Source organism: Bradyrhizobium sp. JR3.5, from assembly GCF_054057015.1.
This window is the reverse complement of sequence record NZ_JBSRYV010000001.1, coordinates 76809-99922: the sequence shown is the minus strand read 5'-3', so window position 1 is coordinate 99922 and position 23114 is coordinate 76809. Positions and strand designations below refer to the sequence as shown.

The window sequence follows — 23114 nt, the reverse complement described above, 5'->3', positions numbered from 1 at the left end:
GCAATCTCGGTGTCAGCTCCGCGGCCCTGCTTCCGACGCCGGCAGCACCGCTCGTGACAGGCAGCATCGCGCCAATCGTACCGACAGCGCCGACTGTAACCGCGCCCTCCATGGCGCCCGCTTCGATCGCCTCATCTGGATGCTCGTCCCTCGGCATGTCCGCATCCACGGCTTTACCAGGCAGCTGCTGAGCCGCTGTCTTCCGGAGCAACGTCCATGAAAATGAAGATCGCCGTCTCTGCCGCCGTATTGGCCGCACTCGCCGCGGGTGCCGGCCTGCTGCACTTTACCCATCTCTACCCGATCCAGAAGGCAGCCGCTGCGTCTGCTCCAGTGCCACCCGTTCCGATCGTTGCCGGCACTGTAACCCAGCATGATGTTCCGATCTATCTGACGGGCGTCGGCACAGTGATTGCTTACAATACGGACATTGTCCGGGCCCAGATTCAAGGGCAGATCACCAGCATCAACTTTACCGAGGGTCAGCAGGTCCATGCGGGCGATCTGCTCGCACAGATCGACCCGCGGCCCTATCAGGCCTTGATCGATCAATATGCCGCCAATCTGGAACGCGATCAGGCGCAGCTCGCAAATGCGCGGGCCAATCAAGTCCGTTACAACCAGCTCGGCGACAAAGGCTGGGCCACGCCTCAGTTGATTGAAACGCAAAATGCGCAAGTCAGCCAGCTGCAGGCGGCGATCAAGGCTGACCAGGCCCTGATCGATGCTGCAAAGGTGCGGCTTAGCTTCACGCGGCTTACGTCTCCAATCAACGGGGTGGTTGGCATTCGCCAGATCGACGTGGGCAACATTATCAGTCCGTCGAGCACGAACGGCCTCTGTGTCGTGACCCAGTTGGACCCGATCTCGTTGATCTTTACCCTGCCAGAGACCGTTCTTCCGCAGATCCAGCAGCAGCAGCGGAAATCGAAGACGCCTCTTTCCGTTCTGGCCTACAACCAGGACAACACGATTCGGCTTGGCGAGGGGCAGCTCGGACTCGTCAATAACGAGATCCTGCAGACCACCGGCTCGATCCAGCTCAAGGCGAACTTTCCCAACAAGGAGAGCAGCCTCTGGCCCGGCGAGCTCGTCAATGCAAGACTGCTGCTCGATACGCGGCACAACGGCCTGACGGTCCCGGCCGCCGTCGTCCAGCAAGGACCGACCGGGCCATATGCCTACGCCGTCAATCCGGACGACACGGTCTCCATCCGTCAAATCAAGGTAGCGCAGGTCAGCGACGGACAGGCGCTGATTGATTCCGGTCTCGAAGCCAACGAGCAAGTCGTGGTTGACGGACAGTACAAGCTGCGTCCGGGAACGCACGTGGTCCTGCTCCATGGCAAGGCCGCCCAGGAAGCCGCCGCTCAGGACGCATTGCAGGCACCCATCCCATGAACATCTCCGCGCCCTTTATCCGGCGACCGATCGCGACCGCGTTGCTGATGATCGGATTGTTGGCTGCCGGACTTGTGGCCTATCCGTTGTTGCCAGTGGCTGCACTGCCGAACGTCAACTATCCGACGCTAACCGTCACCGCACAGATGCCCGGCGCCGACCCGCAAACGATGGCCTCTTCGGTCGCCTCGCCGCTCGAGCTCCAATTCGGGGAAATACCCGGTCTCACGCAGATGACGTCGGCGAGCGCACTCGGCTACACCCAGGTCACGTTGCAGTTCGACTTGAACCGCCAGATCGACGGCGCCGTAAGCGATACGCTTTCGGCCATCAACGCGGCAAGCCCGTATCTGCCCACCGGCATGCCCTATCCGCCGACGATCCGGAAGGTCAATCCGGCCGACACACCGATCCTCGTGTTGGGTCTCACCTCGGACAGCCTGCCGCTTACCACAGTCGACGCGTATGCCGAGAACATCCTGCTGCAGAAGATTTCACAGATTCAGGGCGTGGGCCTTGTCGGCATCTCCGGCGGCCAGCAGAAGGCCGCGGTGCGTGTCCAGGTCGATCCGCAGGCGCTGGCCGCACGCGGCATCAACCTGGAGGACGTTCGTACTGTCCTTGGCCAGGCCAATGTCGATTTGGCCAAGGGAACGCTCAACAGCCCACGCCAGACTTATACGCTCAGTACCAACGATCAGTTGTTCCATCCGGATCAATATGCCGATCTGGTCATTGCCTATCGCAACGGGTCGCCGGTTCGCATTCGCGATATCGGACGCGCCGTTAGCGCTGGTGAAAACGATCTGATCGCGGGCTGGTACAACAACAAGCGCGCCATCATTCTCGCCGTGCAGCGTCAACCCGGGGCCAACGTCATCGAGACGGTCCAGCGGATCAAGGCAACGATGCCGACCCTCCAGGCGTCGATCCCAGCCGCCATCAAGATAAACGTCGTTTCAGACCGCACTCAGACGATCCGCGCTTCGGTTGCGGACGTGCAGTTCACGCTACTCCTGACGATCGCACTCGTCGTCATGGTGATCTTCATATTTCTTCGCAGCTTCTGGGCAACCATTATTCCAGCCGTCACGGTACCGCTCTCGCTGATCGGCACTTTCGCGATCCTCTACGAGATGGGCTATAGCCTCGACAATCTGTCGCTGATGGCGCTGTCCATCGCCGTCGGGTTCGTGGTCGATGACGCCGTCGTCGAGATCGAGAATATCACGCGGCACATCGAGGAGGGTTTGTCCCCGTACGATGCCGCGATGAAGGGATCCGGCGAGATCGGCTTCACGGTCATGGCGATCACTTTCTCGCTTATCGCCGTTTTCATTCCGCTCTTCCTGATGAGCGGCTATGTCGGCCTCCTGTTCCGCGAATTCGCAATCACCGTGAGCGTCGCACTGGTGCTCTCCCTGATGATCTCCAGGACCCTGACGCCGATGATGTGCGCTTACCTGCTCAAACCCGAGAGCCATGAGCACGGCCGCCTCTACCGCTGGTCCGAGCGCGGGTTCGATCTGCCCCCCTGCTCAATGCCTACGAAGCAGGTCTGAAAGTCGTGCTGCGGCATCGCTTCATCACCTTGATGGTGATGATCGCCACCATCGTGGTGACCGGATATCTCTATGTCATCATTCCCAAGGGCTTCTTCCCTCAGCAAGATACCGGCCTGATCCTGGGTCAGTCCGAAGCCGCTCAGGACATCTCGTTCCAGGCGATGGCAGAGCGCCAGCAAGCCATGCTCAATGCGGTCATGCGAGACCCTGCCGTTGCATCGGTGGGCTCGGCGGTCGGCGCCGGCGGCGGCACCTACACCGTTAACGACGGCCGCGTATTTATCCAGCTCAAGCCGGCCGATCAGCGCGACCCGATCGCCAAGGTAATCGCACGACTCCAGACCAATCTTGCCAATATCCAGGGCATCACTCTCTACATGCAGCCTGCGCAAGACATCACCGTCGGCGCGCGGCTGAACAAGACCCAGTTCCAGTACACCATGAACGATGCCGATCAGGGCGAGCTCAGCCATTGGGCGGGCCTGTTTCTCGACAAGATCAAGACGCTGCCCACGGTTGCGGACGTCACGACCGACCAGCTCAATGCCGGACCGCTGCTCGACATCACGATCAAGCGCGAGGTGGCCTCGTCCTACGGCATCCTGCCGTACACGATCGACAACACGCTCGACGACGCATTCGGTCAGCGGATCGTCTCGACGATGTACACGGCCCTGCAACAGTATCACGTCGTCCTGGAGGTCAACCCGAAGTTCCAGTATGGGCCCGAAGCGCTCAACGGCATCTACGTCAAGTCGTCGAGCGGGCAGCAGGTGCCGCTTTCAACGCTGGTCGACTCGGTGGTGAAGGTCTCGCCGCTCGTCGTGAACCACCAGGGACAATTTCCCTCCGTGACGATCTCGTTCAATCTGGCGCCCGGAGCCGCAATTGGTGAGGCGGTGAGCGGCATACAATCCATCGAAAAGGAGTTGCATCCGCCGCTGTCGTTGCAGACAAGCTTCCAGGGCAACGCCCAGGCGTTCGGCGCCTCGCTGAAGAGCACGCCGATCCTGATCGCCGCGTCGCTGTTCGTGATCTATCTCATCCTCGGCGTGCTCTATGAAAGCACGATCCATCCTGTCACGATTATCTCCACGCTACCCTCGGCGGGCGTCGGCGCACTTTTACTCCTGATGGCCGCTCATTTCGACCTGAGTGTGATCGCGGTGGTCGGGATCATTCTGCTCATCGGCATCGTCAAGAAAAACGGCATCATGCTTGTCGATTTCGCGATCCAGGCCGAGCAAGCCGACGGCCTTACACCGGAGCAATCGATCTACCAGGCCTGCATCAAGCGCTTTCGTCCCATCCTCATGACGACGATGGCAGCGCTTCTTGGTGCCGTGCCGATGATGATCGGTACCGGCGTCGGATCGGAGATCCGTCAGCCTCTGGGCTACGCGATCGTTGGAGGTCTCGCATTGTCGCAGGTGCTCACGCTCTACACCACGCCAGTCGTCTACCTTTACCTCGATCGGCTACAGAATTGGCTGTTCGGCACACGACGGCGTCAAACGGCATCCCGCGACGTCCATCCGGCGCCTGCGGAATGAACGAGAGCCAAGCCAATCGCATTGTGTTCATCAGATCTCGTGATCGGATCGATCTGAAAAATGCGTTGGTGTGCCATCGTAGCGCTCCTACCTCATAGGCAGCAAGGCGGGCCTTTCGAGCAATGCTCGATCGGTTCACCAGCAAGCAATTTGAGGAGATCCTGAATGTCGCTCGATAGCTCACGCCGCTCCGCCCTTGTCAGCTTGGGCGCATTTGCAGCCGGGACCGCTGCGCTTGCAGCCGGTCCCTCGCGTGCCGCCACGACCGCGCAGATCATCCCGACCGGCGCCCAGGAGCTCGCCGATTTGATGGGCCGGCTGCGCCGCGCGCCGCGCCGACGCGATTTCAAGATGGTGCCGATGATTCTCCAGCAATCCGCATTCTGGGACAGCGACGCGCTCAAGGAGATCATCACCTATCGCGGCGCCCGCAAGCAGGTGTGGGACAACACCAATCTCGCGGGTCCCTGGCTCAACTTGATGCGTAACTCGATCAATGCGCAGATCTTTTCCTTCGCACACAAGGACTTTCTGGCGGTCTCCGCCACGCATGGTACGGCGCACCTCGCGTTGTTCGACCAAGCGATGTGGGAGAAGTATGAACTCGCGACGCTGACCGGCAACGGCTTCAAGACCAACACACTGGCAATGCCGAAGCCGGCCCCGAGTGCTTTCGCGCAGAGCGAGAATCCCGATAGCGTATTCGGACCGATCGGCGATACCATCCCGGCGCTGCAGGAGCGCGGCGCTGTCTTCCTGGCTTGCCACAACGCGATCTGGGAAGTGACGGCAAAGCTGATCACCTCCGGCAAGAACCCGGATCATGCCTCGCACGAGGCGGTGGCTGCCGAGCTGACCAATCATCTCATCGATGACGTCGTGCTGACCCCCGGAATAGTTGCGACGATTCCGGAGCTGCAGCAGGCCGGCTTTCACTACGCCACGTGATCAAATCAAATGCGCAAAGCAGCCATCGCCACCGCACTTGCCGCCGCCCTGCTCCTTCCGTTCGTCGCGCGGGCCGCGGAGCGGGTCCAAAACGATTCCATCTTTCCTCCCTGGCAACACGGCGAAAACAGCGATGCTGCACAACGCGGGCTCTCGTTTACGGTTCCGGACGTAGATGATCTCGCCGATTTCCATGGCGACGTATCCAACCCGAAACTCGTGCTGTACGTCGGCGGCAATTACTTTTTCGCTATGGCGCCACTGGTCGCGGCGTTTGAGCAGCTGCATCCCGAGTTCGGCGGCAGGATCTATTGGGAGACGCTTCCGCCCGGCGTCCTCGAAAAGCAGATCGAGGCCGGCGGGACCGTTACCTCCGGCAACATGACCTGGACGGCGAAGCCGGATGCCTATCTTGCGGGGCTCAAGAAGGTCCAGAATCTCATCGATCGGGGCCTGTTGACAGGCCCAGCCGTTCCCTACGTGACCAATTCCCTCACGATCATGGTGCCGTCCGGCAATCCCGGCGGTGTCAAGACTCTCTCCGATCTGGCGCGGCCCGACCTCCATGTCGTGATGCCCAATCCGGAATTCGAAGGTATCGCCCTCCAGATCGAGGCCTCATTGAGGAAGGCGGGCGGCGAGGCGCTGGCGACCACCGTATACAAAACCAAGGTCGCCGACGGCGGTACGGTTCTGACCCAGATCCATCACCGGCAGACGCCGCTCTTCCTGATGCGGGGGCGCGCGCAGGCGGGCGTGACCTGGAAATCGGAAGCAGCCTTTCAGGAGCAAGCCGGCAATCCCATCGCCCAGGTCGACATCCCACGAGCGCAGAATACAACGGCGATCTATGCCGGTGCCGAAGTGCGGAGCGCGCCGCATCCGGAGGCGGCACAACTCTGGCTTTCCTTCGTCCGCTCGCCCGCGGCGCTCGCGATCTTCAAGCGGTACGGATTCAAGCCGTTCACGGGCACTACATCGGCGGGCTGACGATCAAGGAGATGCACTCATGGCCACTCTGTCCCTCACACCTGCTTCCAATATCGTGCGTTCGGTTGACAACGCCGCGGGCGTGACGGAAGCGCAGGACTTATGGCGAACGGCCTCGCTCGCCATAATGTCGGTCCGCATCATTCAGGGATTCATCTATTGGGGCGGCGGATCCCGGCGCTTCATCTATGCGCCCTCGAAGCTCAACCCGGACGCGCCCACCTGGATGGCCAACAAGTTTCAGACCGCAATGCCTGGCGCGCTGTTCGGAACCGATCACCTGATCAGTTTCATGCTGCACCACTTCTGGCTGCTCTATGCCGGCGTGATCCTGTTCAGCGCCGCCGAACTGATCGTCGGAGCGATGCTGATGGCAGGCGCCCTGACCCGAGCGGCCGCTTTGATGTCGATGGGATTTTCGGTGCTGCTGATGGCGATGTTCGGCTGGCAGGGCGCGACCTGCATCGACGAATGGACCCATGGCGGCGTGCAATCTCGCGATGGGCGCAACACTCCTGCTGGGCGGCAGCGGCGCCTACTCGATCGACAACGTCCTGATCCGGCACAATCCCGCGCTCGCCAAGAGCCGATGGTTTCGCTGGATGGCCGGAAGCCTGCCGTTGCCGCTCAAGGATCTCGCGTTCCGCAATCTCGCGCTCGCCGTGCTTGGCTTTGTCCTGGTGTTCGACATCGGCACCTACAGCTACTACCGCGGCTCGGTGGTGACGCCGTTTCATGGCGGACCGGTCAGCCCGACGAAGCATCATCTCACCGTTAGCGACGCCAGATTGCTGGCCGATGGCTCCATTCGGTTTCACGTCTATCTCGATGCCGGCACGCCAGAAGCGCCGGAGCATGTCGTCGCAGCCGATCTGATCGACACGGGTAACGAGCCCGTCGCGCGCTACGACGCCGCCGCCCTCTCGACCTTGCCAAAGACTGCTTTCGTCAACGATTTTGCCTACAACAAGTTCGCGCCTGGACCCTTCGGGATCCGGGCATCGATGGGAGCAGCAGCGTCGGTGACACTGCCCCCGCCGGCCTCTGCCGCCGCTCTCCAGGCGAGATCGCTCCGGCTCACGGACGTCGACGGACGAAGTTTCTCGGCCCCGCTCGGTCCGGCGGTCACGGATTAACTCCGGTGATTCAGCAGGCCAAACTGGACAGCCCGTCAACTTGAGGATGAGGCGCCGTCAAAGTACCTAGGCAGGTCCAGTGGGGCGGTCAGCTGGCGATCGCCGGACGTTCACCATTCCGACGGCGTCAGGGCCGATCCGGGTGCGGGACATCGAGAGCTTTGTGACCGTTCGCGCCGGCAGATATTTCTTCCTGCCAAGCCGTTCAGCCATTCAATATCTGGTAGACATCAACCGAACACATGCCACTGACGTAGGTCGCTGAAGCTGCACGGGCAGCCAAAAAAGATGACCGGCTTCGTCATGTTCAGCGAGTTGGTCCCGTCGTTGATGAGGCCTCCACATTTCGCGGCGGTGTCGGTCGCGTTGGCGTCCACCACGGTGGCGTCTACCACGGTGGCGTCTACCACGGGGGTGCTTACCGCGGTGCCGCAGTACGCCATGTGGTTGCCGTCGGCGTCGGAGCCGCTGCCTATGGAGCATCCCGCGCTTATCGCTGTGGTTACTATCCCTATCCAGCCTGCTACTAGTGCCGGCGCAAAACCCGGCTCTTCGGGGCCGGGGCGCCGCCACCGAGCCTGTAACGCAAGGCTGGTCCTGTTCCTCTCGCAAGCCGGGTCAACGCAATTCAATTCTTAAAGCTAGATTAAGAGCTTACCCCGGGAGTTGGCTGGCGGGTGTGGCTTTTCCGTTACATGCCGTTGGCAGCATCTCGCCTACAATTACAACTGGAATTGTGAAGTGGGCGCTCTTGCCTTGGCAGAAACGCTTCGGGGACTACGGAAGCGGACTTGGAGGAATTCACATGAACAAAATCATCTTGATTGGTGCGATTAGTGCAATGGCGCTGAGCCTATCGGCTCCGGCAAGCGCTGCGGATTTAGCGGCCCGTCCTTACACCAAGGCGCCTCCCCCGATGGTGGCGCCGATCTATGATTGGACCGGTTTCTACATCGGCGCCAACGGCGGATGGGGCCAAAGCCACAACTGCGTGGATTTCATCACTGTTGCGGGGACAGTCGCAAGCGGTTGCCGTGATCGTTCCGGAGGCGTTGTAGGCGGCCAAATCGGATATCGTTGGCAAGCCAATCAGTTTGTGTTCGGATTAGAAGCACAAGGCGACTGGGCCGACCTCAACAATACGCGCGTCAGCCTGTTCGATCCGACGATCTCAACCCGAGTGAAAACTGACGGCATCGGCCTCTTCACCGGCCAACTCGGTTGGGCGTGGAACGCGGCGCTACTCTACGTGAAGGGCGGCGCGGCCGTGACCAGCAATCGCCTTGACATATTCGACACTTTCACCGGGCTCGGTCTGGTCTCGGCGAGTAACACGCGTTGGGGCGGCACAGTGGGTGTCGGCTTCGAGTATGGCTTCACTCCAAATTGGTCGGTCGGGGTTGAATACGACCATCTGTTTATGGGGCATGCGAACAATTCCTTCTCCGTGGCCGATCCGCGTCTTGCGGCCGTACTCAACGACCGCATCAGTCAAGACGTGGACATGGTCACTGTGCGGTTTAACTATCGCTTCGGTGGCTACGGCGCCCCAGTCGCGGCGAGATATTGACCTCGTCTAGTTACGTTTTCTCCCGTGAGTTGGGCCGGCAGAGATGCCGGCCCTTTTTGTTGGCGAGAACGATCTTTCAGGCCACCAATCCGCCTCCGTCCGCCTCTTCACTTCGAAATCAAGGAAAACGGTATGGCCCTCCTAAAGCGACGGTCGGTCCGGAGGGAGCATAGGCAAGGGCTCGTTCCGCGGTCAGAAACACCGCCTGAAGAGCCGTCAGAATTTCTTCTCCGACGTCGTAGACGACCTGCTGCCGGCCTTCCGTTGATTTCGACAATCGCCCCCTAGCCCGTCTTATTCATGATTGCCGGGCGGGGCAGCTGGAACATTTCCGGTCGGGGTGAAGGCGCGCGCGAACGCTTCGGCTTTTTCGCCGCTTTTCGACCCGACTTCGTGAACGCGTTGGAGGACGGCAGCGGGGTGACCGGGGGCTCATGCCCCGCGCGTCAGGGTGCTTGCGGGACCAGAGCGTTTGCCAAGCGGCGGAACAGGTCGGCGTCGGGGCACGCCGCAGCGAAGGCGAGACGGACGCGGGTGGCGGTCTCGATGACGCGGGCTGCGATCTTGAGAAGCCTGAGCCTGATCGTGTTGAACTCGGCCGTTGCCAGATCGCGCGGCTTTGGGATGGCATCGCGCACGGCGAGGATGAGCCAATAGGCGGCGGTGTGGAAGACGAGGCGGACCTGGTTGGCGAGCGCCGAGCGGCAACTGGTGCGATCGGAGGCGAGCTGGGTCTTGTGCAGCTTGATCAGGTTCTCGGCCTGTCCGCGAGCGCAATAGAGGCTGTCATAGATCCACTCAGCCGAGCCGATATCCAGGCTGGTGACGACGTAGCGGACGTCGAGCCCTTGTTGGGTTGCCTCGATGCGGGCGACGACGCGGCGCTCACGATGCCAGGAGCCGGCCGCGTGGCGGGTCTCGGTGTAGCCGCGAACCACGATCTTGTTCTCGATCGCACGTTCGGTTCGAAATGCATCACAGACCTCGTCGACCTTTCTGGCGAGCGGCTTCGTGCCGGCTAGCGCGAAGATGTAATCGACGCCGTTTTGCTCGCAAAAAGTCATCGCCTCGGGGCCGGCGTAATGGCTGTCGCCGCGGAAGGTGATACGCGTATCGGGCCAGCGCCGGCGAATGCGCCGAACCAGGCGGCGCAGGTGTGCCCGCACCTCGCGGCCGCTCGGCGTCTTGCCGGGGCGCAGGATGACCGCAACAGGCCGGCTGTGCTCGGTGTCGTAGACGTGGATCGGCAGGAAGCAGTGTTCATCATAATTGGGCGTTGAACAGCGAGAGTTGCTGACGGCCATGCACCACGTCGACCGTGTCGTCGATGTCGAGCGTGATTGCGCTCGGCGCTCGCGCGTAGCTGTCCATCCATAGGTCAACCAGCACAGAGCTCAGCCGGATCACCTCGCGCAGGTGTGGTGCATTCTCCAGGCGCGATAGGGTCGGCTGCGAACACAGATCCCGGCCAGTGTCCGGCAGTCGGCCGCAAGCCAGCTTGAACGCCGGATCGCCGCGTAAACGATCGAGATCATTGCCATCCTCGTAGCCACACGCGATGGCGAAGATGCGGGCGCGGATCATATCCGCAAGGCTGTGCACGATGCGTCCCGGATCGCGCCGCTCGGGGAATACGCAGGACAACTTCGCGGCCAAGCCGAGGCGCCGGTCCGCCATGGCCAGAAGCATGACGCCGCCATCCGACGTCAGCTTGCCGCCGTCGAACGAGGCTGTGATCTTCTTGCGGGAAACGGCTGGAAATGAGAACGGCAGACTCGTATCGTCGGTCATGGCGAGTGTGGCGGCCCGGATGCGCGGAGGGTGGGTGTCAGCAACCGAATCCTACGCCATCTCAGCGGCTTACGCCACGCTCGCCAGCCTCTCAACAAGCCGCTGATGAATAAGACGGGCTAGGCGTTTTGGTGTTGTCAGCAATCTTAGTGGGATTTTTCGCGCCGGAGTATAGCAAACAGGTTGATGGCCGCCAGGATAGAATGGGCAGTGCAATTTCACGTTAGCCGGCTTCGGCCTTTGTTGCCCTATCCGGCAGGGGCCGGCTGGCAGGGTGGATCTCGCCCTCCTCCGTCACGAATAACCAAGGCAAACTGACCACAGTCATTCAAAAAACTATCCCGGCGAAAACCGAGAAAACCGCTTCTTCAGAATTTCGATACGGCCTATGTGACTTGTAAGATCGTTCGTGCTGCGATTAAATTGGTCGTACTCAACGAGTTGCTTATCCACACCACTCCCTCCGCTGCCAGCATCCATCTTCCTGCGGTTTGCCTTTCTTTCCTCTTCGAAGCGATTAAGAAACTCCCTTACCAGTGCATATTGAGGCGGCCTAAGCTGCCGTATGAACCAGTAGTAAACTGGCAGCACTCCCGCAGACCCGAGCAGTCGGTCTTTCGGAAGAAAGATAGTGGTCAAGTCTTGAAGCGCTTCAAACGAACGCCTGGCCGCTAATTCTAGCTTTGCATGTTCCCTTCCAGCCAGCTTCACAAACGAGTCTAGAGTGCTCTTCTTGGTTTCTTGAGGCTTGCCATAAAACTCGAACAGTAAGAGCTTTACGGCCGCATTCAGGTCCTGCCCACGCTTCACCTGAAAGCCAATGAACTCTGCGAAAAAATCATGCTTCGCCATCTGCCGAATTATTTCGGGTGCCGGCCCGGCCATAGCATTTCGGATCTCGGCTCCTGTAAGAGGCTTGCTGCGGTTTAGCCGAACGAACAGCTCATTGATCATTGCCTCACTGTTGGTGATGACGCTCATCACAGCGAGATGATAGTTATCAAAAATCTCCGAAATATCGCCGTAGTTCTGAGTTAAATCACGATAACCCAGTCCGCCCAGCTTGAGAGCTTGATTCTCAAGAAACACAAAATCTTCGTTCAGCGTGATCCTTCCCTCAAAAAAATCGAAGATAGCTTCAAACCGTTGTTTGCCATCAATTATCGCATACGGAAGTTTTTTCTTGTTCAACGTCGAATCCGCATACGTAAAATCCGCCAAGTAAAATTTCGGTACGTCGAAGCCGTTCAAAATTGAATCGATCAGATAGGCTTTGTCCGTTGGCGACCATAAGCGGCCCCTGCGTTGGTACGTTGGCTCCATATCAATCTTATTTTTTCGCGCGCGCCACCACACAAGCGTCTTAGGTTCGTGGATCTTTACATTGAGCGCTGGAAGAACGTGACTCATTTATCCCTCAAAACCAAAAAATCGCTTTGTTTCTTTCGCTAGTCCTTCAAGATCGGGAAATACGACGTGTTTCTGTTACACCTTGCTGGAGCAAGGATAGACGCATAGTTCTTACGCGAATAGCGCTAACGACGATTGCGGCAAGTGATTGCTTGGGAAACAATCCTTTCGTTACAAGTTCTTCCATCGGATTTTTGTTGACACCAAAAATCGTGAAAACGCCTTGCTGGGCAACAATTCGTGGGCTGTTATGAGCGCCGTACAGAGCGACTGGAAAATTTCCCAGCGCCGAGGCCTTCGGCGCATATCCATTCAGGTCTTCGTCGCCGGTCGTCAAAGGTCCACTGTCATAGGATACGTGCGCAAGCGCAGACTTATTCCAAGCGAATGGATCTAATACCCAAATAATGCAGGGCGCCGGCGTGGTACCAGTCGCTGAACGCTGCGAAGACATGAGCGCAAAGTGCAGGGCTACAAGCGGATTTTCTGTCCAATCAAGCAATCGCGTGGGCACACCATAGTGTTGCATGAAGAAGAGCGCTTCCCAATCATCGCGCAGATCACGGGAATGGTAAGGCATACTACGCTGGCGGAATCGCGCCATTAGTTGCCGCTCAAGCGTCCGGAATCCATCGTTGGAAGGCTTCTGCTTATGCCGATAGAGTGAGGGCACGAGCTTATGCTTAAGGTGCCCGTTTCCTCGAAACCATAGGGAATGACGAGCCTGCCGCTGGAGTTTTTGCACTATTTCCATGTAGCGGGGCAAACTGGTCGGGCGGTAGATCGATATCTTTGGCATATAATATAAACCGAAAAATGGGACTGGTGCAGCTTTTGGTTGAACGTAGTGCAATTGTAATAATAGTCAAAATGCAACTGTTGTGCTGCAGATGCTCACTCTGGTCTAGAGGGCGTCGCCCCTTCCACGCCGTCGGGATCGTCCTACGGCCGGTCTGGAGCCTTACCATTTTCTGATTTGGCTCGAGATCACCGCCTCGTCCTTCCCCCCTCCGCTTGCGAGATACAGGGCCGGTTATCTGACGCCTGATCGAAGCGGGTCTGCGCCGCGCTTCCTAGCGTGGACGAGGAAGGCCTTTCCGATCGCCTTGGCCATCAGCGGCGGGACGGCGTTGCCAACCTGTCGCGCCTTCGACTCGTGCGTGCCAAAAAATCTGTAGCGCAGTGGAAAGGTCTGGAGACAGGCTGCTTCGCGGATGCTGATTGCCCGATGCTGTTGCGGATGACCAAACCGGCCGTTGGAGTAGCTTATGCAGCGCGTGGTGAGTCCCGCTGCGGGTCGATCCCAAGCCAGCCGACCATAGACGTCCGTATGACCGTCAAACTTCTTGTGGCAGTCTAGCCAAAGCGACTTCGGCCATGCGTCCCGGCCGCCTCCCTCCGGAGTAGCCGCAATTCGCCTGAGGTTGAGCTTGGAAAGCCCCGCAGCGCGGTGATCGGGATCGACCGGGTAAGCTTCGCCAGCTTCTATCGCCGGAAGGCTTCCGATCCAATCCCTGACGGTAGCGGCGCGCCGCCTCGCCGTGCCGTGCGTCGGACGTGGAAACTTGAGCCCTGGCCGCCTGCTTGCCATCAGGATGAGCCGCTCACGTTTCTGCGGGACGCCGAAAGACAGCGCGGGAAGTACCTCGACGACGTAGGAGTATTTCATCTTGTCGAGCAGCGCGATGAACTGACCTAGCGGCCCTTCGCTCCTTTCGACATGCTGCAAGCCCGGCACGTTCTCTACAAAGATGTAGTCGGGCTACGAGCCGATCGCGCTGGGGTCGCTGGACGCCCTGCCCGGAATCATCCGGGGCTCTATCGGGATCCCGGCGGACGTTCTGTCGCCGATCCTGCAGATGCTGATCGCCAAGGAGCTCAAGTTCATTCTGATGACCGGATCGAAATTCCGCCACCGCAGCGCCAGGCTCACTGGACTCCGGCTCGAGATGAAGCTGGACGAGGACGACCTGCCGGCTCTGGACGCCCTGGCCTGAGGACCGCCCCCTCCCCGGAACGCCCCGGCGGCAGTTGGCGCCCGCGTGGCCCCATCGCCGGTGCTGCCGGCCCCTTCGGCCAAGCTGGCCTCCCCCGGCGGCCTTCCGGCCGCGAAATCCTGTGGATCTGCGCCCGCCGGCGCCGTGCCGGCCGGCGTCGCCGGCGTGACGCGTTTCGGCGTCAAAAAGGTAGCAGGCCAACTATGACCAGAAACACAGGCGCTTTGACGCAGGCATATCATCGAACTCGCAAATCAGACGATTCGGACCAGCTACGATAACTGTCTTTGGCGTGGGTTCAGATATTCTTACGCGCCCAACGATCGTTCCGCGCGGCTTTAATCTCGTCGATGCTTAGCGGTGGATTCCTTGTATGCGCCACCGAGTGGCAATTGGGACAAAGCGGGACAAGATCGGACTCAGGGTTGATCATATATCCCGGGCCCAAGACATGAACTGGAGTCGTATGGTGAACTTCAATCAGGGTTGCGGTCGCGGCCCGACCGTCTGGAGGCGGTCACCGCGCATGGTTGATATTGTTACGCCGAAGCAAAAACACCAAGCCGGTGGCCATCGTTCGAGTAGTCGCCGGCGCGCCGTCAGCCGCCCGTTTCCAGGATGCCCGGATGGCGCCAAAACATCATCCCACGCCCCTCTCCGGAGGCGACCGCAAGGCCCTGAACAAGGAGCTCGGCAAGGCGCGTGCGATGACCGGCATCCTGGCCGCCCAGTCGGCCGAGATGCGGACCAAGGCCGAGACCATGCTGCAGCAGGCCGACCGGCTGCTGTGCGAAAGCTGGAACGAACGGATGTGGTCGGACGGCGAGCCGATCGATCCGTCGCCGACGATCGACCAGGCTATCAATGGCGGTTTTCCGTGGCTGGAAATCCGATGCTCGCGATGCAAGACGCCGAGCGACGTCGACTTGGCCGGCATGAAGCACCCGCCGACCACTTTCGTGCACGACCTCGCCAGCCGGCTGCGCTGCCGGAAATGCGCCAAAGCAGGCCGACGGCCCGCGGCGACCCTGCTACAACTGGCTTGGCAGCCGCGGCATCCCAAAACCGAAACCTGAGCAATGTGCAATCTGTACTCGATCACCACCAACCAGGCGGCCATCAGCGCGCTATTCCGCGTGGTCAACCGGTACGTGGGCAACCTGGCTCCGATGCCGGGCGTGTTTCCGGACTATTCGGCGCCGATCGTTCGCAACGGAGCCGGCGGCCGGGAGCTCGCGACCGCGCGGTGGGGCATGCCGTCGTCCTCGAAGGCGCTCATGGATGCGACCAAGAAGCGCGCGGAAAAGCTGCAGGCGAAGGGCAAGACCGTGGACTTCAAGGAACTGCTCCGGATGGAGCCGGACGGCGGCACGACCAACATCCGTAACGTGAAGAGCAAGCACTGGATCCGCTGGCTCGGCGCCGAAAACCGCTGCGTGGTGCCATTCAACTCCTTCAGCGAGTTCAACAAGGCCGAGGGCGGCGACATCTGGTTTGCGTTCGACGAGTCCCGGCCCCTCGCCTGCTTCGCCGGCATCTGGACCAACTGGACCTCCGTCCGGAAGGTCAAAGAGGGCGAAACCACCAACGACCTTTACGCATTCCTGACGACGGAGCCGAACGCCGAGGTCGGCGCCATCCACCCGAAGGCGATGCCCGTGATCCTGACGACGCCCGAAGAAGTCGAAACCTGGATGACGGCATCTCCGGAGGACGCTCTGAAGCTGCAGCGGCCGATGCCGGACGGGGCGCTCCAAATCGTCGCCCGCGGCGTCAAGGAAGACCCGGCCGGAACGGCGGCGTGACAGACGAATCCAATGGGCAGGTGGGGGACCGCACACCACCAGTGCAAGATCATCAACGTCTATAACCACGTTCCTGCAGCACCCAACTATTGCCGTCGGGGTCCGAGAAGCCGGCGAAGCTGGCATAGTCCCTGCGAGTGGCGTCGAGGCCCGGCGCGAAATTTCCGTCCCAGGCATCGATCGGCACTTTGTGCCGAATTTCGTCGACGTCGACGCCATGTTCGAGCAGGCGGCTCCGCGCAGCCTCAAGGTTGGGGACGACGAGGTAGACGTTGCGCACCGACCCCGCGGCGGCGTCGGTCAATCCTATGCCGAATTGTATCGAGCAGCCGGAGCCCGGTGGCGTGAGTTGCACGACACGACACGCGTCGTTCGGCGAATAGTCGACATCGAGCGAAAAGCCGACCCGATCGACATAGAACCGCAGCGTCCGCTCGATATCGCTGACCGGCAACGTGACCACTTCGACTGAGAAGTTTACGACCGCTGTGTTGGTTGTATTCATCGCTTCACCCCTTAGGATTCACAAATCGATGACGACGTCACTCGTCGGCTGCGAGCAGCAAATGAGGAGGCTCCCGTCGGCGGGCCGATCGAGCGGCTTCGGTCCATAAGCGACCGCGCCCGAAACCAGACCGCTCTCACAGTTGTGACAAACACCGGCCCGGCAGGACCAACGGACCGGGACGTTGCAAGCTTCGGCCAGTTCCAGAATGCTCTGGTAGGCCGACGCCTTCCAGTGCGCGGCGATGCCACTACGCGCGAAGGACACCAGCGGCCCGGTGTCGGCGTCGTCATCGGGCAGATGCGGAGTTGGCACTGCTGCGCCGACGACGCCGGGAGTCAGCGACTCGCCGCCATCGAAGATTTCGGCATGTATCCGCTCCGACGTCACGCCTAGCGCTGCAAGCGTCTCCTTCATGTCCACCATGAAGCGACTGGGCCCGCAGATGTAGACATTGGCCTCTCGCGGGACGCCGACCTCGTCGAACACCGAGCGCGACGGGTGACCGGCAGCATCGAAATCCTCACCCATCCTGTCGCGCGAGGCCGGCCTGCTGTAGCAGACAAAGTGGCGGCCGTGGGCGAGCGCGGGGATGAGGCTTCGGACTTCGGCGGCAAATGGATGATGCTGCCCGTCGCGAGCCGCATACAGCCACAACACCGGCCGCGCGGAGCGGACCGCCGCAAGCGCGTGCAGCATCGCCAGAACGGGCGTCGCTCCAATTCCAGCGCTGAGCAACACCACCGGCCCCTCCCCAGACTCCAGAATAAAGCTTCCGCGCGGCGAGCTCACGTCCAGAACATCGCCAGGGCGGACGTGTTCCCGCAGCCAGCTTCCGGCCACCCCGTTCGGCTCGATCTTCACGCTGATCCGATAACGTTCCGTCGAGAGCGGACCCGAGAGCGAATAGCTGCGAAACAGTGGCGGCCCAGCGGCGGCTCGCCGAAGACGCAAGACGACGTACTGACCTGGCAGAGCCGGCGGCAGCGGCTCACCGAGCCCGGCGAGGGCCGGCGACCGACGCTGACGTTCCCCCGGGAAATCCCGATCGAAGGCGATCCCGCCGACGTAACTGCGGCCGTCACGCCCGGAGTCGGCAAGACGCACTTGTCGATCGCGCTGGGGCGAGAGGCGATCCTGGCCGGGTACACGGTGCAGTTCACCACGGCGACGACACCGGTCGCAGGCCTTGCCAAGGCGCATGGCGAACGGCGTCTGGATGAGAAACTGCTCGCGCTGTCGAAGCCAAAGCTGCTGATCGTCGAAGAGTCTCACGTGGAGCGGCGGAGTAAAGCAGATTACTGCTTGGTACACGCGATCGCTGCAGTTCTTGAATACAGGGTGTTTGACCACCCGGACTTCGAGAGGTTCGCAAGCGGGGTCATGGCCTCGCCTTTCGCGCCTTGTCACATCTTGGATGATGCAAATCTCAAAATGAGATTTTGCCCTCGCCCGCTCAAGGGATTGGGCCCGGGCTTGATCTGGTCACCGCCCGCGGGACCAGCAAATACTGTCGCGCAAGGTGAAAGGATTTCTAGCTGGCCCTCCCCAAGCTCTCGGGCTGCCACCCCCCGTATAAGGCGCTCACGGTAAAGCCCGTTGCGCCTCCGACTGGAGCTTGTGCGCCGGAAGGTCGGTTTTGACGGCCTGGTGCGGATCAGCACCCAGACGTTGCTCGACACCCTGGAGGTCCCGCAGCGTGATCGCACCGCCGGCACGTACCGGCACCTTGCCAAGGTGATGGCTGAGTTGGGCTGGGCAGCGATCGAACCCGTGGTGGTGCTATTTGGAACAGGTTCGTGGCTACGTCCGGGATGGTCGCGCCGTTTCCTAAGTTGGCCAAGCACGGCGACCAACGTGTGACCCTACTGGTGTCACCTCTCCACCTGTATCGGCGCTTCTTACCGGGGATTGTCGCCACGCAGCCCGGTCAATATTGTGATCCGTCTTAATCGATTAGTGATAGTATCCACCGGCTGGTCTTCGCGGCAACCGATGGGAGCGCCTCATGTATAGGAAGGTTCTTCTCGCTTATGACGGTTCAATCGAAGGACGGCGGGCGTTGCGAGAGGGAGCCAAGCTCGCGCAGCTCTGCCGAGCCGAGGTTTTCCTGTTAGCTGTTGTAGAGCTACCTCCCATCGTGACCCCTGATGCTGGGCTTACCATTCCGATAGACGAACAAACGACAAATTACAGAGCGATCCTTGCGGAGGGCGTGGAGCGTCTCAAAGCGCTGGGTTTTTCACCGACCGCCAGATTGGAAACGGGAGACCCCGGGCATGAAATTGCAGATGTCGCTGAGGAAATAGGAGCGCAGCTCGTCGTCGTTGGTCACCGCCCGCAAGGGCCACTGGCCCGATGGTGGTTCGGGTCTGTCGGCAGTTATTTGGTCAAGCGTCTCCGCTGCAGCGTCCTGGTCGGTCAAACGGACATCAGCGACGATGAATTTGAGCGACTGAAGCAGCCGGGTGAAAAGCCCACCTCAGATACCGCGTCCATACTACCAAGCGAGTAAGGTGTTCCACACTGCGCCGAACCAAAGCCATCAAGCGCGATCGCCGAATGAATTGTAGCAAAGTGCAAAGGTGGAACGGTTTCGTCGCGCGACAACTTAATTTGTTCCGGCGCATCCTGTTCATTCTGGCTGTCCCGCCTTTCGGAAGGAGGCCCACTGTTTCTCTCTCTAACTTCTGGCGAACGTGTGGGTCCTCGATAGCCCTTCATCCTGGAGAAACTCCACTTGGGATGAAGCCGGAGAATCTCATTCACGTCGCTTTAGCAGTCGGTGGGCCACTTCGGTCGGTCTCCCGCCATAAACAGACTTAGTCAGCGTCCATCGGTAGGTTTTCAACGTGCCAGAAGCTGACATTTTCGGAATGCTGACTTCAAGCCGCGAACAGCTTTTCAATTGTCTCTGGCAAGAAGGCTTCCGGCGGCAGACGCTCGGGACCGATCAGCACAGCCGGGTAAGGGGACAGGCGACGCTCGGCTGCACGCATAGTCACGAGAGCCCTGCGCGCTTTCGCGTCCGGACCGAATTCCACCCGGAGTTGCCTTGCAAGACGGGCCGCGATCCTCAACCGGCGCATGCGTTCACGCCGTTCCTCGACATAGGGTGCGAAGTCGCTCTGGCTCCAGTCTCCGCCGCCGGAGAGGAGAATGTCCCTCGTCAATCGCACGTCCCGTAACGTAATCGAGACACCCTGTCCGGTGATGGGATCGTTGTGGCCGGCAGCATCGCCGATCAGCACGACGCCAGGTGCCGTCGGATCGTCGATCCAGTGATCCTCATTTGAAACTCCGTTCAGTGGTCCAATCGGAGTGCCGGCTGCAATCGCCTCGCCGAGCGGCAGACAGTTCAACCGAAAGGCACGGAGCATCTGGGCTTGCTTGTCGGGGTCAGCAAATCGCGCGCGGTCAGAAAAATGGTAACAGGCATAGAGGCGAACTAGATCCTTGCCCTGCGGGAAGACCAAATAATGGAGCCTGTCCTCGGTTCCGATCGCCTGCACATCGCGGGGCCAATCCGGTACATTGGCCACCAGCATGCCGCAGATAATACTGTGCGGCGGATCGGCTTCGACGCGAAACTCGAGCCGCTTCCTGACTTGCGAATTGCGCCCGTCGGCCCCGATGACGAGACGGGGCGACAGTGTTGTTGTCACTCCGTCGTGGACAAAGGACACCACAGGCCGAGCGCCTGGGGTCACCTCGATGTGCTCGACGCCCCTGATGAACCTAACGCCGCACTTAACGGCCCCGTCGTGAAGGATATTGCACATCAGCGGATGACCAATGCACAACGCTCCTGGCGCTTCGGGATGCATCACGGTCATATCCATCGCGTGCCGCTCGGCGGCATCCGACGACCAGATTTCGTCGTACAGAACGTTGCGCGAGATGCAGAGGCCGCCGTGCTCCTGCAGCAGATTGAGAAGATCGAGCCGGTTTGCCTCCGCGACGCCCCAGGGAGCGATCCATTCGCCGCGAACCCGATCAGGAAAGACGGTCTCGCGTTCGAGCACGACGATCTCGATGCCCTCGCGGGTGAGCACGCTCGCCAGCGCACCACCGCCAATGCCTCCACCCACTATCACAATATCCGGCGATGCACTGGTCATCATAATTTCCCGTTTTTATCGACAATCGATTGCGCAAAAATAGGACTATGGATGAACTTTCGACGATTGACGAGAGGTAACTACTCCGGCCCAGATCAGAAGGACGAAGAAAATATTGCTCTTATACCAATGAATATACGCTTCCAGCGTCCGCTAAGATCACGCTCGGAAGTTGAGCGCCTTCCGTTGACGTCCGCTAGGTCCCAGTGATTAGACATCCGCGGACCGCCCGATGAGGCCGAAAAGGGCCCAGGCCGTGTGAAAACTCCGCCTCTGCTATTATTCTCCAATGAATCGGCGGGGACGAGCGATGGCGGAATTCGTGGAAGGGGTCGATCGCGGACAGAGCACGTTGTTCCCCGCGCTGCTCGACGACTATGTGACCGAAGATAACCCGGTGCGAGCGGTCGACGTGTTCGTCGACGGTCTCGATCTCGACAGGCTCGGGTTTGTCGGTGTCTAGCCACTCGCCACCGGCCGACCCAGCTATCACCCCGGCATGATGCTGAAGCTCTATATCTACGGCTACCTCAATCGCGTGCCGTCGAGCCGACGCCTGGAGCGGGAATGCCAGCGCAATATCGAGATGATCTGGCTGACCGGGCAGTTGGCGCCGGACTTCAAGACCATCGCGGATTTCCGCAAGGACAATGGCAAGGCCATTCGTGAGGTCTGCCGCGCGTTCGTCGCGCTGTGCCGCAAGCTTGATCTGCTTGTTGCGGCGAGCGTCGCCATTGATGGATCGAAGTTCAAGGCCGTCAATGCGCGGGACAAGAACTTCACCGAGGCGAAGATGAAGCGGTGCCTGGAGCGGATCGACGAGAGCATCGCCTGCTATCTCTCGCAGCTCGCGACCGCCGATCGGCACGGCGACGCAGTGCCGGCGGCGAAAGTTGCGAAGTTGAAGGGCAAGATCGAGAAGCTCAGGGAGGAGACCGTCCGGCTTGATGCGATCAATGCGGAGATGATGAAGAGCGAAGACAAGCAGATCTCGCTGACCGATCCTGACGCGCGCTCGATGGCGACAAGTGGCAAGGACACCGGGATCGTTGGCTATAACGTGCAGATTGCGGTCGATACGCAGCATCATCTCATCGTGGCTCACGAGGTGACCAACGTGGGCACCGATCGCCACCCAACTCACCAATATGGCCGGCCAGGCGCGCGACGAGATGGCTGTCGAGACGCTCGAAGTCGTGGCAGACCGCGGCTATTACGATGGAGGGGAGATCAGGGCCTGCGAGGAAGCCGACATCACGGTGACGTTGCCGAAGCCGATGACTTCGGGCGCCAAAGCTGCTGGCCGCTTCGGCAAACAGGACTTCGTCTAGAACGGCGAGGAGAAGCAGCAGCACCACCAGCGAGGTGCCGGTGCCCAGCGTCATGGCCCGCTTCGGCACGGCCTCGACCGCCTCGTGGCCCTCGACGACGTCTTCGACTGCGCTCATGATCAAACTCGCTTGAGATATAATGACATGAAACCCTTCGAACAGCACAAAGCCCATTCGTTGCAAGAAACATGGCACAGGGAAGCCTTGTTTCGCGCCTGGTGGAAGGAGACGGCCGATGCAAATGGCCGTCCATTTGGGCTCGAGCCTCGCCGCCGACGATGTTTATCGCTGTCCCGCCGGCGAGCGCCTAACTTATCACTATACGAACGTAGAGGACGGAAAGACACTGCGCCGCTATTGGACAAGCGCCTGCAAAACCTGCGCGCTAAAGGCTCAGTGCACGACAGGCCCCGAGCGCCGCATCTCACGCTGGGAGCACGAGGCCGTTCTGGAGAAAGTTCAAGATCGGCTCGACCACAACCCCAATGCAATGGGGCTCCGCCGTCAGACAGCGGAGCATCCGTTCGGTACGATGAAGTGTTGGATGGGAGCAACGCACTTTCTCACGAAAAGGTGGCGGGCACGTATCGCCGGCTGCTGACGCTCACCTCGGGGCGTTTTGCGATGATCGACAACGGTCTTGGCTTCCAGCTCGTGCCCTGGTCGCGCGAACTCGAAAAGAGGCTCGGTCAACACGTGACTGGTGTCGTCAAGGACGGCGGTGGCATTGAATGGCGGCGTACCTGCCACCATGACAATCTCGTCCATCGGCGGAAGCTGCATGACCTCGCCAGGGGTCAAAAGCGGCCTCGCCGTCTCCTGGCGCGAGACCATCAGGTGGCCAATTCCCCCGCTGAGAGGGTCTCGATTCGACCCGGCCGCGCGCACACCGCGACCATCGCCCCCACCGCGTAGAAAAAGGCCCCATATAAATAGATTCCTTGGAGGCGGCGGGCTTACCGACGACCGTAGCGACATGAACACCGCGTAG

Annotated in this window: 19 protein-coding genes and 8 pseudogenes; 16 read left to right on the top strand and 11 right to left on the bottom strand. The window is 60.4% G+C overall.

Annotated elements, in window-relative coordinates; translation table 11 throughout:
- Nucleotides 1–216 precede the first annotated feature (216 nt).
- The 6 genes and pseudogenes from ACVWW1_RS00505 (at nt 217) to ACVWW1_RS00480 (ending at nt 7593) form a co-directional block, all read left to right on the top strand.
- Nucleotides 217–1401 carry an efflux RND transporter periplasmic adaptor subunit gene (locus ACVWW1_RS00505; RefSeq protein ID WP_456654437.1) on the top strand — a complete coding sequence of 395 codons (1185 nt, stop codon included), beginning with the start codon at nt 217–219 and terminating at the stop codon, nt 1399–1401.
- Nucleotides 1398–4519, top strand: a pseudogene (locus tag ACVWW1_RS00500) (efflux RND transporter permease subunit). The gene ACVWW1_RS00505 and the pseudogene ACVWW1_RS00500 overlap by 4 nt, the downstream one beginning before the upstream one ends.
- A gap of 165 nt (nt 4520–4684) precedes the next feature.
- Nucleotides 4685–5467, top strand: a complete 783-nt coding sequence (gene tetH / locus ACVWW1_RS00495) for a thiosulfate dehydrogenase (protein ID WP_456654436.1) — start codon at nt 4685–4687, stop codon at nt 5465–5467.
- Between the two features lie 9 nt (nt 5468–5476).
- Nucleotides 5477–6457 carry a substrate-binding domain-containing protein gene (locus ACVWW1_RS00490; protein WP_456654435.1) on the top strand — a complete coding sequence of 327 codons (981 nt, stop codon included), beginning with the start codon at nt 5477–5479 and terminating at the stop codon, nt 6455–6457.
- 19 nt (nt 6458–6476) lie between these two features.
- On the top strand, nt 6477–7235 hold the full coding sequence (locus ACVWW1_RS00485) for a TQO small subunit DoxD (RefSeq protein ID WP_456654434.1): 759 nt from the start codon (nt 6477–6479) through the stop codon (nt 7233–7235).
- The gene (locus tag ACVWW1_RS00480) at nt 7138–7593 is read left to right on the top strand and encodes a TQO small subunit DoxA domain-containing protein (protein WP_456654433.1); all 456 of its coding nucleotides are present in this window, start codon (nt 7138–7140) and stop codon (nt 7591–7593) included. Before ACVWW1_RS00485 ends, ACVWW1_RS00480 begins: the two co-directional genes overlap by 98 nt.
- 230 nt (nt 7594–7823) lie before the next feature.
- Here the strand turns inward: ACVWW1_RS00480 and ACVWW1_RS00475 are convergent, their stop codons facing one another.
- The gene (locus tag ACVWW1_RS00475; protein WP_456654432.1) at nt 7824–8036 is read right to left on the bottom strand and encodes a hypothetical protein; all 213 of its coding nucleotides are present in this window, start codon (nt 8034–8036) and stop codon (nt 7824–7826) included.
- Between the two features lie 362 nt (nt 8037–8398).
- Between ACVWW1_RS00475 and ACVWW1_RS00470 the strand changes: the two genes are divergently transcribed.
- On the top strand, nt 8399–9163 hold the full coding sequence (locus tag ACVWW1_RS00470) for an outer membrane protein (RefSeq protein ID WP_456654431.1): 765 nt from the start codon (nt 8399–8401) through the stop codon (nt 9161–9163).
- A 446-nt stretch (nt 9164–9609) separates the two neighbouring features.
- On the opposite strand, the pseudogene ACVWW1_RS00465 reads toward ACVWW1_RS00470, so the two are convergent.
- The 4 genes and pseudogenes from ACVWW1_RS00465 to ACVWW1_RS00450 all read right to left on the bottom strand — a co-directional run bounded on the left by ACVWW1_RS00465 (nt 9610) and on the right by ACVWW1_RS00450 (nt 14117).
- Nucleotides 9610–10954: pseudogene (locus ACVWW1_RS00465) on the bottom strand (IS1380 family transposase).
- A gap of 336 nt (nt 10955–11290) precedes the next feature.
- A complete protein-coding gene (locus ACVWW1_RS00460; RefSeq protein ID WP_456654430.1) occupies nt 11291–12364 on the bottom strand; it encodes a DUF262 domain-containing protein in 1074 nt (357 codons plus the stop codon).
- Nucleotides 12365–12410: 46 nt separating this feature from the next.
- Entirely contained in the window at nt 12411–13118 is a 708-nt protein-coding gene (locus ACVWW1_RS00455) for an FRG domain-containing protein (RefSeq protein WP_456656580.1), read from the bottom strand.
- 279 nt (nt 13119–13397) lie between these two features.
- Entirely contained in the window at nt 13398–14117 is a 720-nt protein-coding gene (locus tag ACVWW1_RS00450) for a DNA cytosine methyltransferase (protein WP_456656579.1), read from the bottom strand.
- A 106-nt stretch (nt 14118–14223) separates the two neighbouring features.
- Here ACVWW1_RS00450 and ACVWW1_RS00445 point away from each other — a divergent pair, with 106 nt between their 5' ends.
- Nucleotides 14224–14361, top strand: coding sequence for a hypothetical protein (locus tag ACVWW1_RS00445; RefSeq protein ID WP_456654429.1), 138 nt, complete (start codon nt 14224–14226; stop codon nt 14359–14361).
- Nucleotides 14362–14659: 298 nt separating this feature from the next.
- Here the strand turns inward: ACVWW1_RS00445 and ACVWW1_RS00440 are convergent, their stop codons facing one another.
- Nucleotides 14660–14842, bottom strand: coding sequence for a hypothetical protein (locus tag ACVWW1_RS00440; protein WP_456656578.1), 183 nt, complete (start codon nt 14840–14842; stop codon nt 14660–14662).
- Between the two features lie 145 nt (nt 14843–14987).
- On the opposite strand from ACVWW1_RS00440, the gene ACVWW1_RS00435 reads away from it, so the two are divergent.
- Nucleotides 14988–15437, top strand: coding sequence for a hypothetical protein (locus ACVWW1_RS00435; protein ID WP_456656577.1), 450 nt, complete (start codon nt 14988–14990; stop codon nt 15435–15437).
- A 3-nt stretch (nt 15438–15440) separates the two neighbouring features.
- Entirely contained in the window at nt 15441–16166 is a 726-nt protein-coding gene (locus ACVWW1_RS00430) for an SOS response-associated peptidase (protein ID WP_456654428.1), read from the top strand.
- 52 nt (nt 16167–16218) lie between these two features.
- Here the strand turns inward: ACVWW1_RS00430 and ACVWW1_RS00425 are convergent, their stop codons facing one another.
- Nucleotides 16219–16671 carry a VOC family protein gene (locus ACVWW1_RS00425; protein WP_456654427.1) on the bottom strand — a complete coding sequence of 151 codons (453 nt, stop codon included), beginning with the start codon at nt 16669–16671 and terminating at the stop codon, nt 16219–16221.
- 18 nt (nt 16672–16689) lie between these two features.
- Nucleotides 16690–17778, bottom strand: coding sequence for a 2Fe-2S iron-sulfur cluster-binding protein (locus ACVWW1_RS00420; RefSeq protein WP_456656576.1), 1089 nt, complete (start codon nt 17776–17778; stop codon nt 16690–16692).
- On the opposite strand from ACVWW1_RS00420, the pseudogene ACVWW1_RS00415 reads away from it, so the two are divergent.
- From ACVWW1_RS00415 to ACVWW1_RS00405, 3 genes and pseudogenes are all read left to right on the top strand, one after another.
- Nucleotides 17758–17940: pseudogene (locus tag ACVWW1_RS00415) on the top strand (ATP-binding protein); the annotation flags it as partial. The gene ACVWW1_RS00420 and the pseudogene ACVWW1_RS00415 sit on opposite strands and share 21 nt — an antisense overlap.
- A 330-nt stretch (nt 17941–18270) precedes the next feature.
- Nucleotides 18271–18534, top strand: a complete 264-nt coding sequence (locus ACVWW1_RS00410) for a hypothetical protein (RefSeq protein ID WP_456654426.1) — start codon at nt 18271–18273, stop codon at nt 18532–18534.
- 145 nt (nt 18535–18679) lie between these two features.
- Nucleotides 18680–19186, top strand: coding sequence for a universal stress protein (locus tag ACVWW1_RS00405; protein ID WP_456654425.1), 507 nt, complete (start codon nt 18680–18682; stop codon nt 19184–19186).
- 370 nt (nt 19187–19556) lie between these two features.
- Here ACVWW1_RS00405 and ACVWW1_RS00400 read toward each other — a convergent pair whose 3' ends face one another.
- Nucleotides 19557–20792, bottom strand: coding sequence for an NAD(P)/FAD-dependent oxidoreductase (locus ACVWW1_RS00400; RefSeq protein ID WP_456654424.1), 1236 nt, complete (start codon nt 20790–20792; stop codon nt 19557–19559).
- 310 nt (nt 20793–21102) lie between these two features.
- Here ACVWW1_RS00400 and ACVWW1_RS00395 point away from each other — a divergent pair.
- A pseudogene (locus tag ACVWW1_RS00395) lies at nt 21103–22120 on the top strand (IS1182 family transposase); the annotation flags it as partial.
- A 3-nt stretch (nt 22121–22123) separates the two neighbouring features.
- Here the strand turns inward: ACVWW1_RS00395 and ACVWW1_RS00390 are convergent.
- A pseudogene (locus tag ACVWW1_RS00390) lies at nt 22124–22240 on the bottom strand (branched-chain amino acid ABC transporter permease); the annotation flags it as partial.
- Between the two features lie 154 nt (nt 22241–22394).
- Here ACVWW1_RS00390 and ACVWW1_RS00385 point away from each other — a divergent pair.
- Together ACVWW1_RS00385 and ACVWW1_RS00380 are read left to right on the top strand one after the other, a co-directional pair.
- Nucleotides 22395–22694: pseudogene (locus ACVWW1_RS00385) on the top strand (transposase); the annotation flags it as partial.
- Nucleotides 22688–22858: pseudogene (locus tag ACVWW1_RS00380) on the top strand (DUF3363 domain-containing protein); the annotation flags it as partial. The pseudogenes ACVWW1_RS00385 and ACVWW1_RS00380, both read left to right, overlap by 7 nt.
- Here ACVWW1_RS00380 and ACVWW1_RS00375 read toward each other — a convergent pair.
- Nucleotides 22844–22981, bottom strand: a pseudogene (locus ACVWW1_RS00375) (type IV secretory system conjugative DNA transfer family protein); the annotation flags it as partial. The pseudogenes ACVWW1_RS00380 and ACVWW1_RS00375 sit on opposite strands and share 15 nt — an antisense overlap.
- Between the last annotated feature and the right edge of the window lie 133 nt (nt 22982–23114).

What these genes read in the sequence shown, in the direction of transcription:
- ACVWW1_RS00505 (WP_456654437.1), top strand. Translation starts at nt 217, where the DNA reads ATGAAAATGAAGATCGCCGTCTCTGCCGCCGTATTGGCCGCACTCGCC.
- tetH (WP_456654436.1), top strand. Translation starts at nt 4,685, where the DNA reads ATGTCGCTCGATAGCTCACGCCGCTCCGCCCTTGTCAGCTTGGGCGCA.
- ACVWW1_RS00490 (WP_456654435.1), top strand. Translation starts at nt 5,477, where the DNA reads ATGCGCAAAGCAGCCATCGCCACCGCACTTGCCGCCGCCCTGCTCCTT.
- ACVWW1_RS00485 (WP_456654434.1), top strand. Translation starts at nt 6,477, where the DNA reads ATGGCCACTCTGTCCCTCACACCTGCTTCCAATATCGTGCGTTCGGTT.
- ACVWW1_RS00475 (WP_456654432.1), bottom strand. Translation starts at nt 8,036, where the DNA reads ATGGCGTACTGCGGCACCGCGGTAAGCACCCCCGTGGTAGACGCCACC.
- ACVWW1_RS00470 (WP_456654431.1), top strand. Translation starts at nt 8,399, where the DNA reads ATGAACAAAATCATCTTGATTGGTGCGATTAGTGCAATGGCGCTGAGC.
- ACVWW1_RS00460 (WP_456654430.1), bottom strand. Translation starts at nt 12,364, where the DNA reads ATGAGTCACGTTCTTCCAGCGCTCAATGTAAAGATCCACGAACCTAAG.
- ACVWW1_RS00455 (WP_456656580.1), bottom strand. Translation starts at nt 13,118, where the DNA reads ATGGAAATAGTGCAAAAACTCCAGCGGCAGGCTCGTCATTCCCTATGG.
- ACVWW1_RS00445 (WP_456654429.1), top strand. Translation starts at nt 14,224, where the DNA reads ATGCTGATCGCCAAGGAGCTCAAGTTCATTCTGATGACCGGATCGAAA.
- ACVWW1_RS00435 (WP_456656577.1), top strand. Translation starts at nt 14,988, where the DNA reads ATGGCGCCAAAACATCATCCCACGCCCCTCTCCGGAGGCGACCGCAAG.
- ACVWW1_RS00430 (WP_456654428.1), top strand. Translation starts at nt 15,441, where the DNA reads ATGTGCAATCTGTACTCGATCACCACCAACCAGGCGGCCATCAGCGCG.
- ACVWW1_RS00425 (WP_456654427.1), bottom strand. Translation starts at nt 16,671, where the DNA reads ATGAATACAACCAACACAGCGGTCGTAAACTTCTCAGTCGAAGTGGTC.
- ACVWW1_RS00405 (WP_456654425.1), top strand. Translation starts at nt 18,680, where the DNA reads ATGTATAGGAAGGTTCTTCTCGCTTATGACGGTTCAATCGAAGGACGG.
- ACVWW1_RS00400 (WP_456654424.1), bottom strand. Translation starts at nt 20,792, where the DNA reads ATGACCAGTGCATCGCCGGATATTGTGATAGTGGGTGGAGGCATTGGC.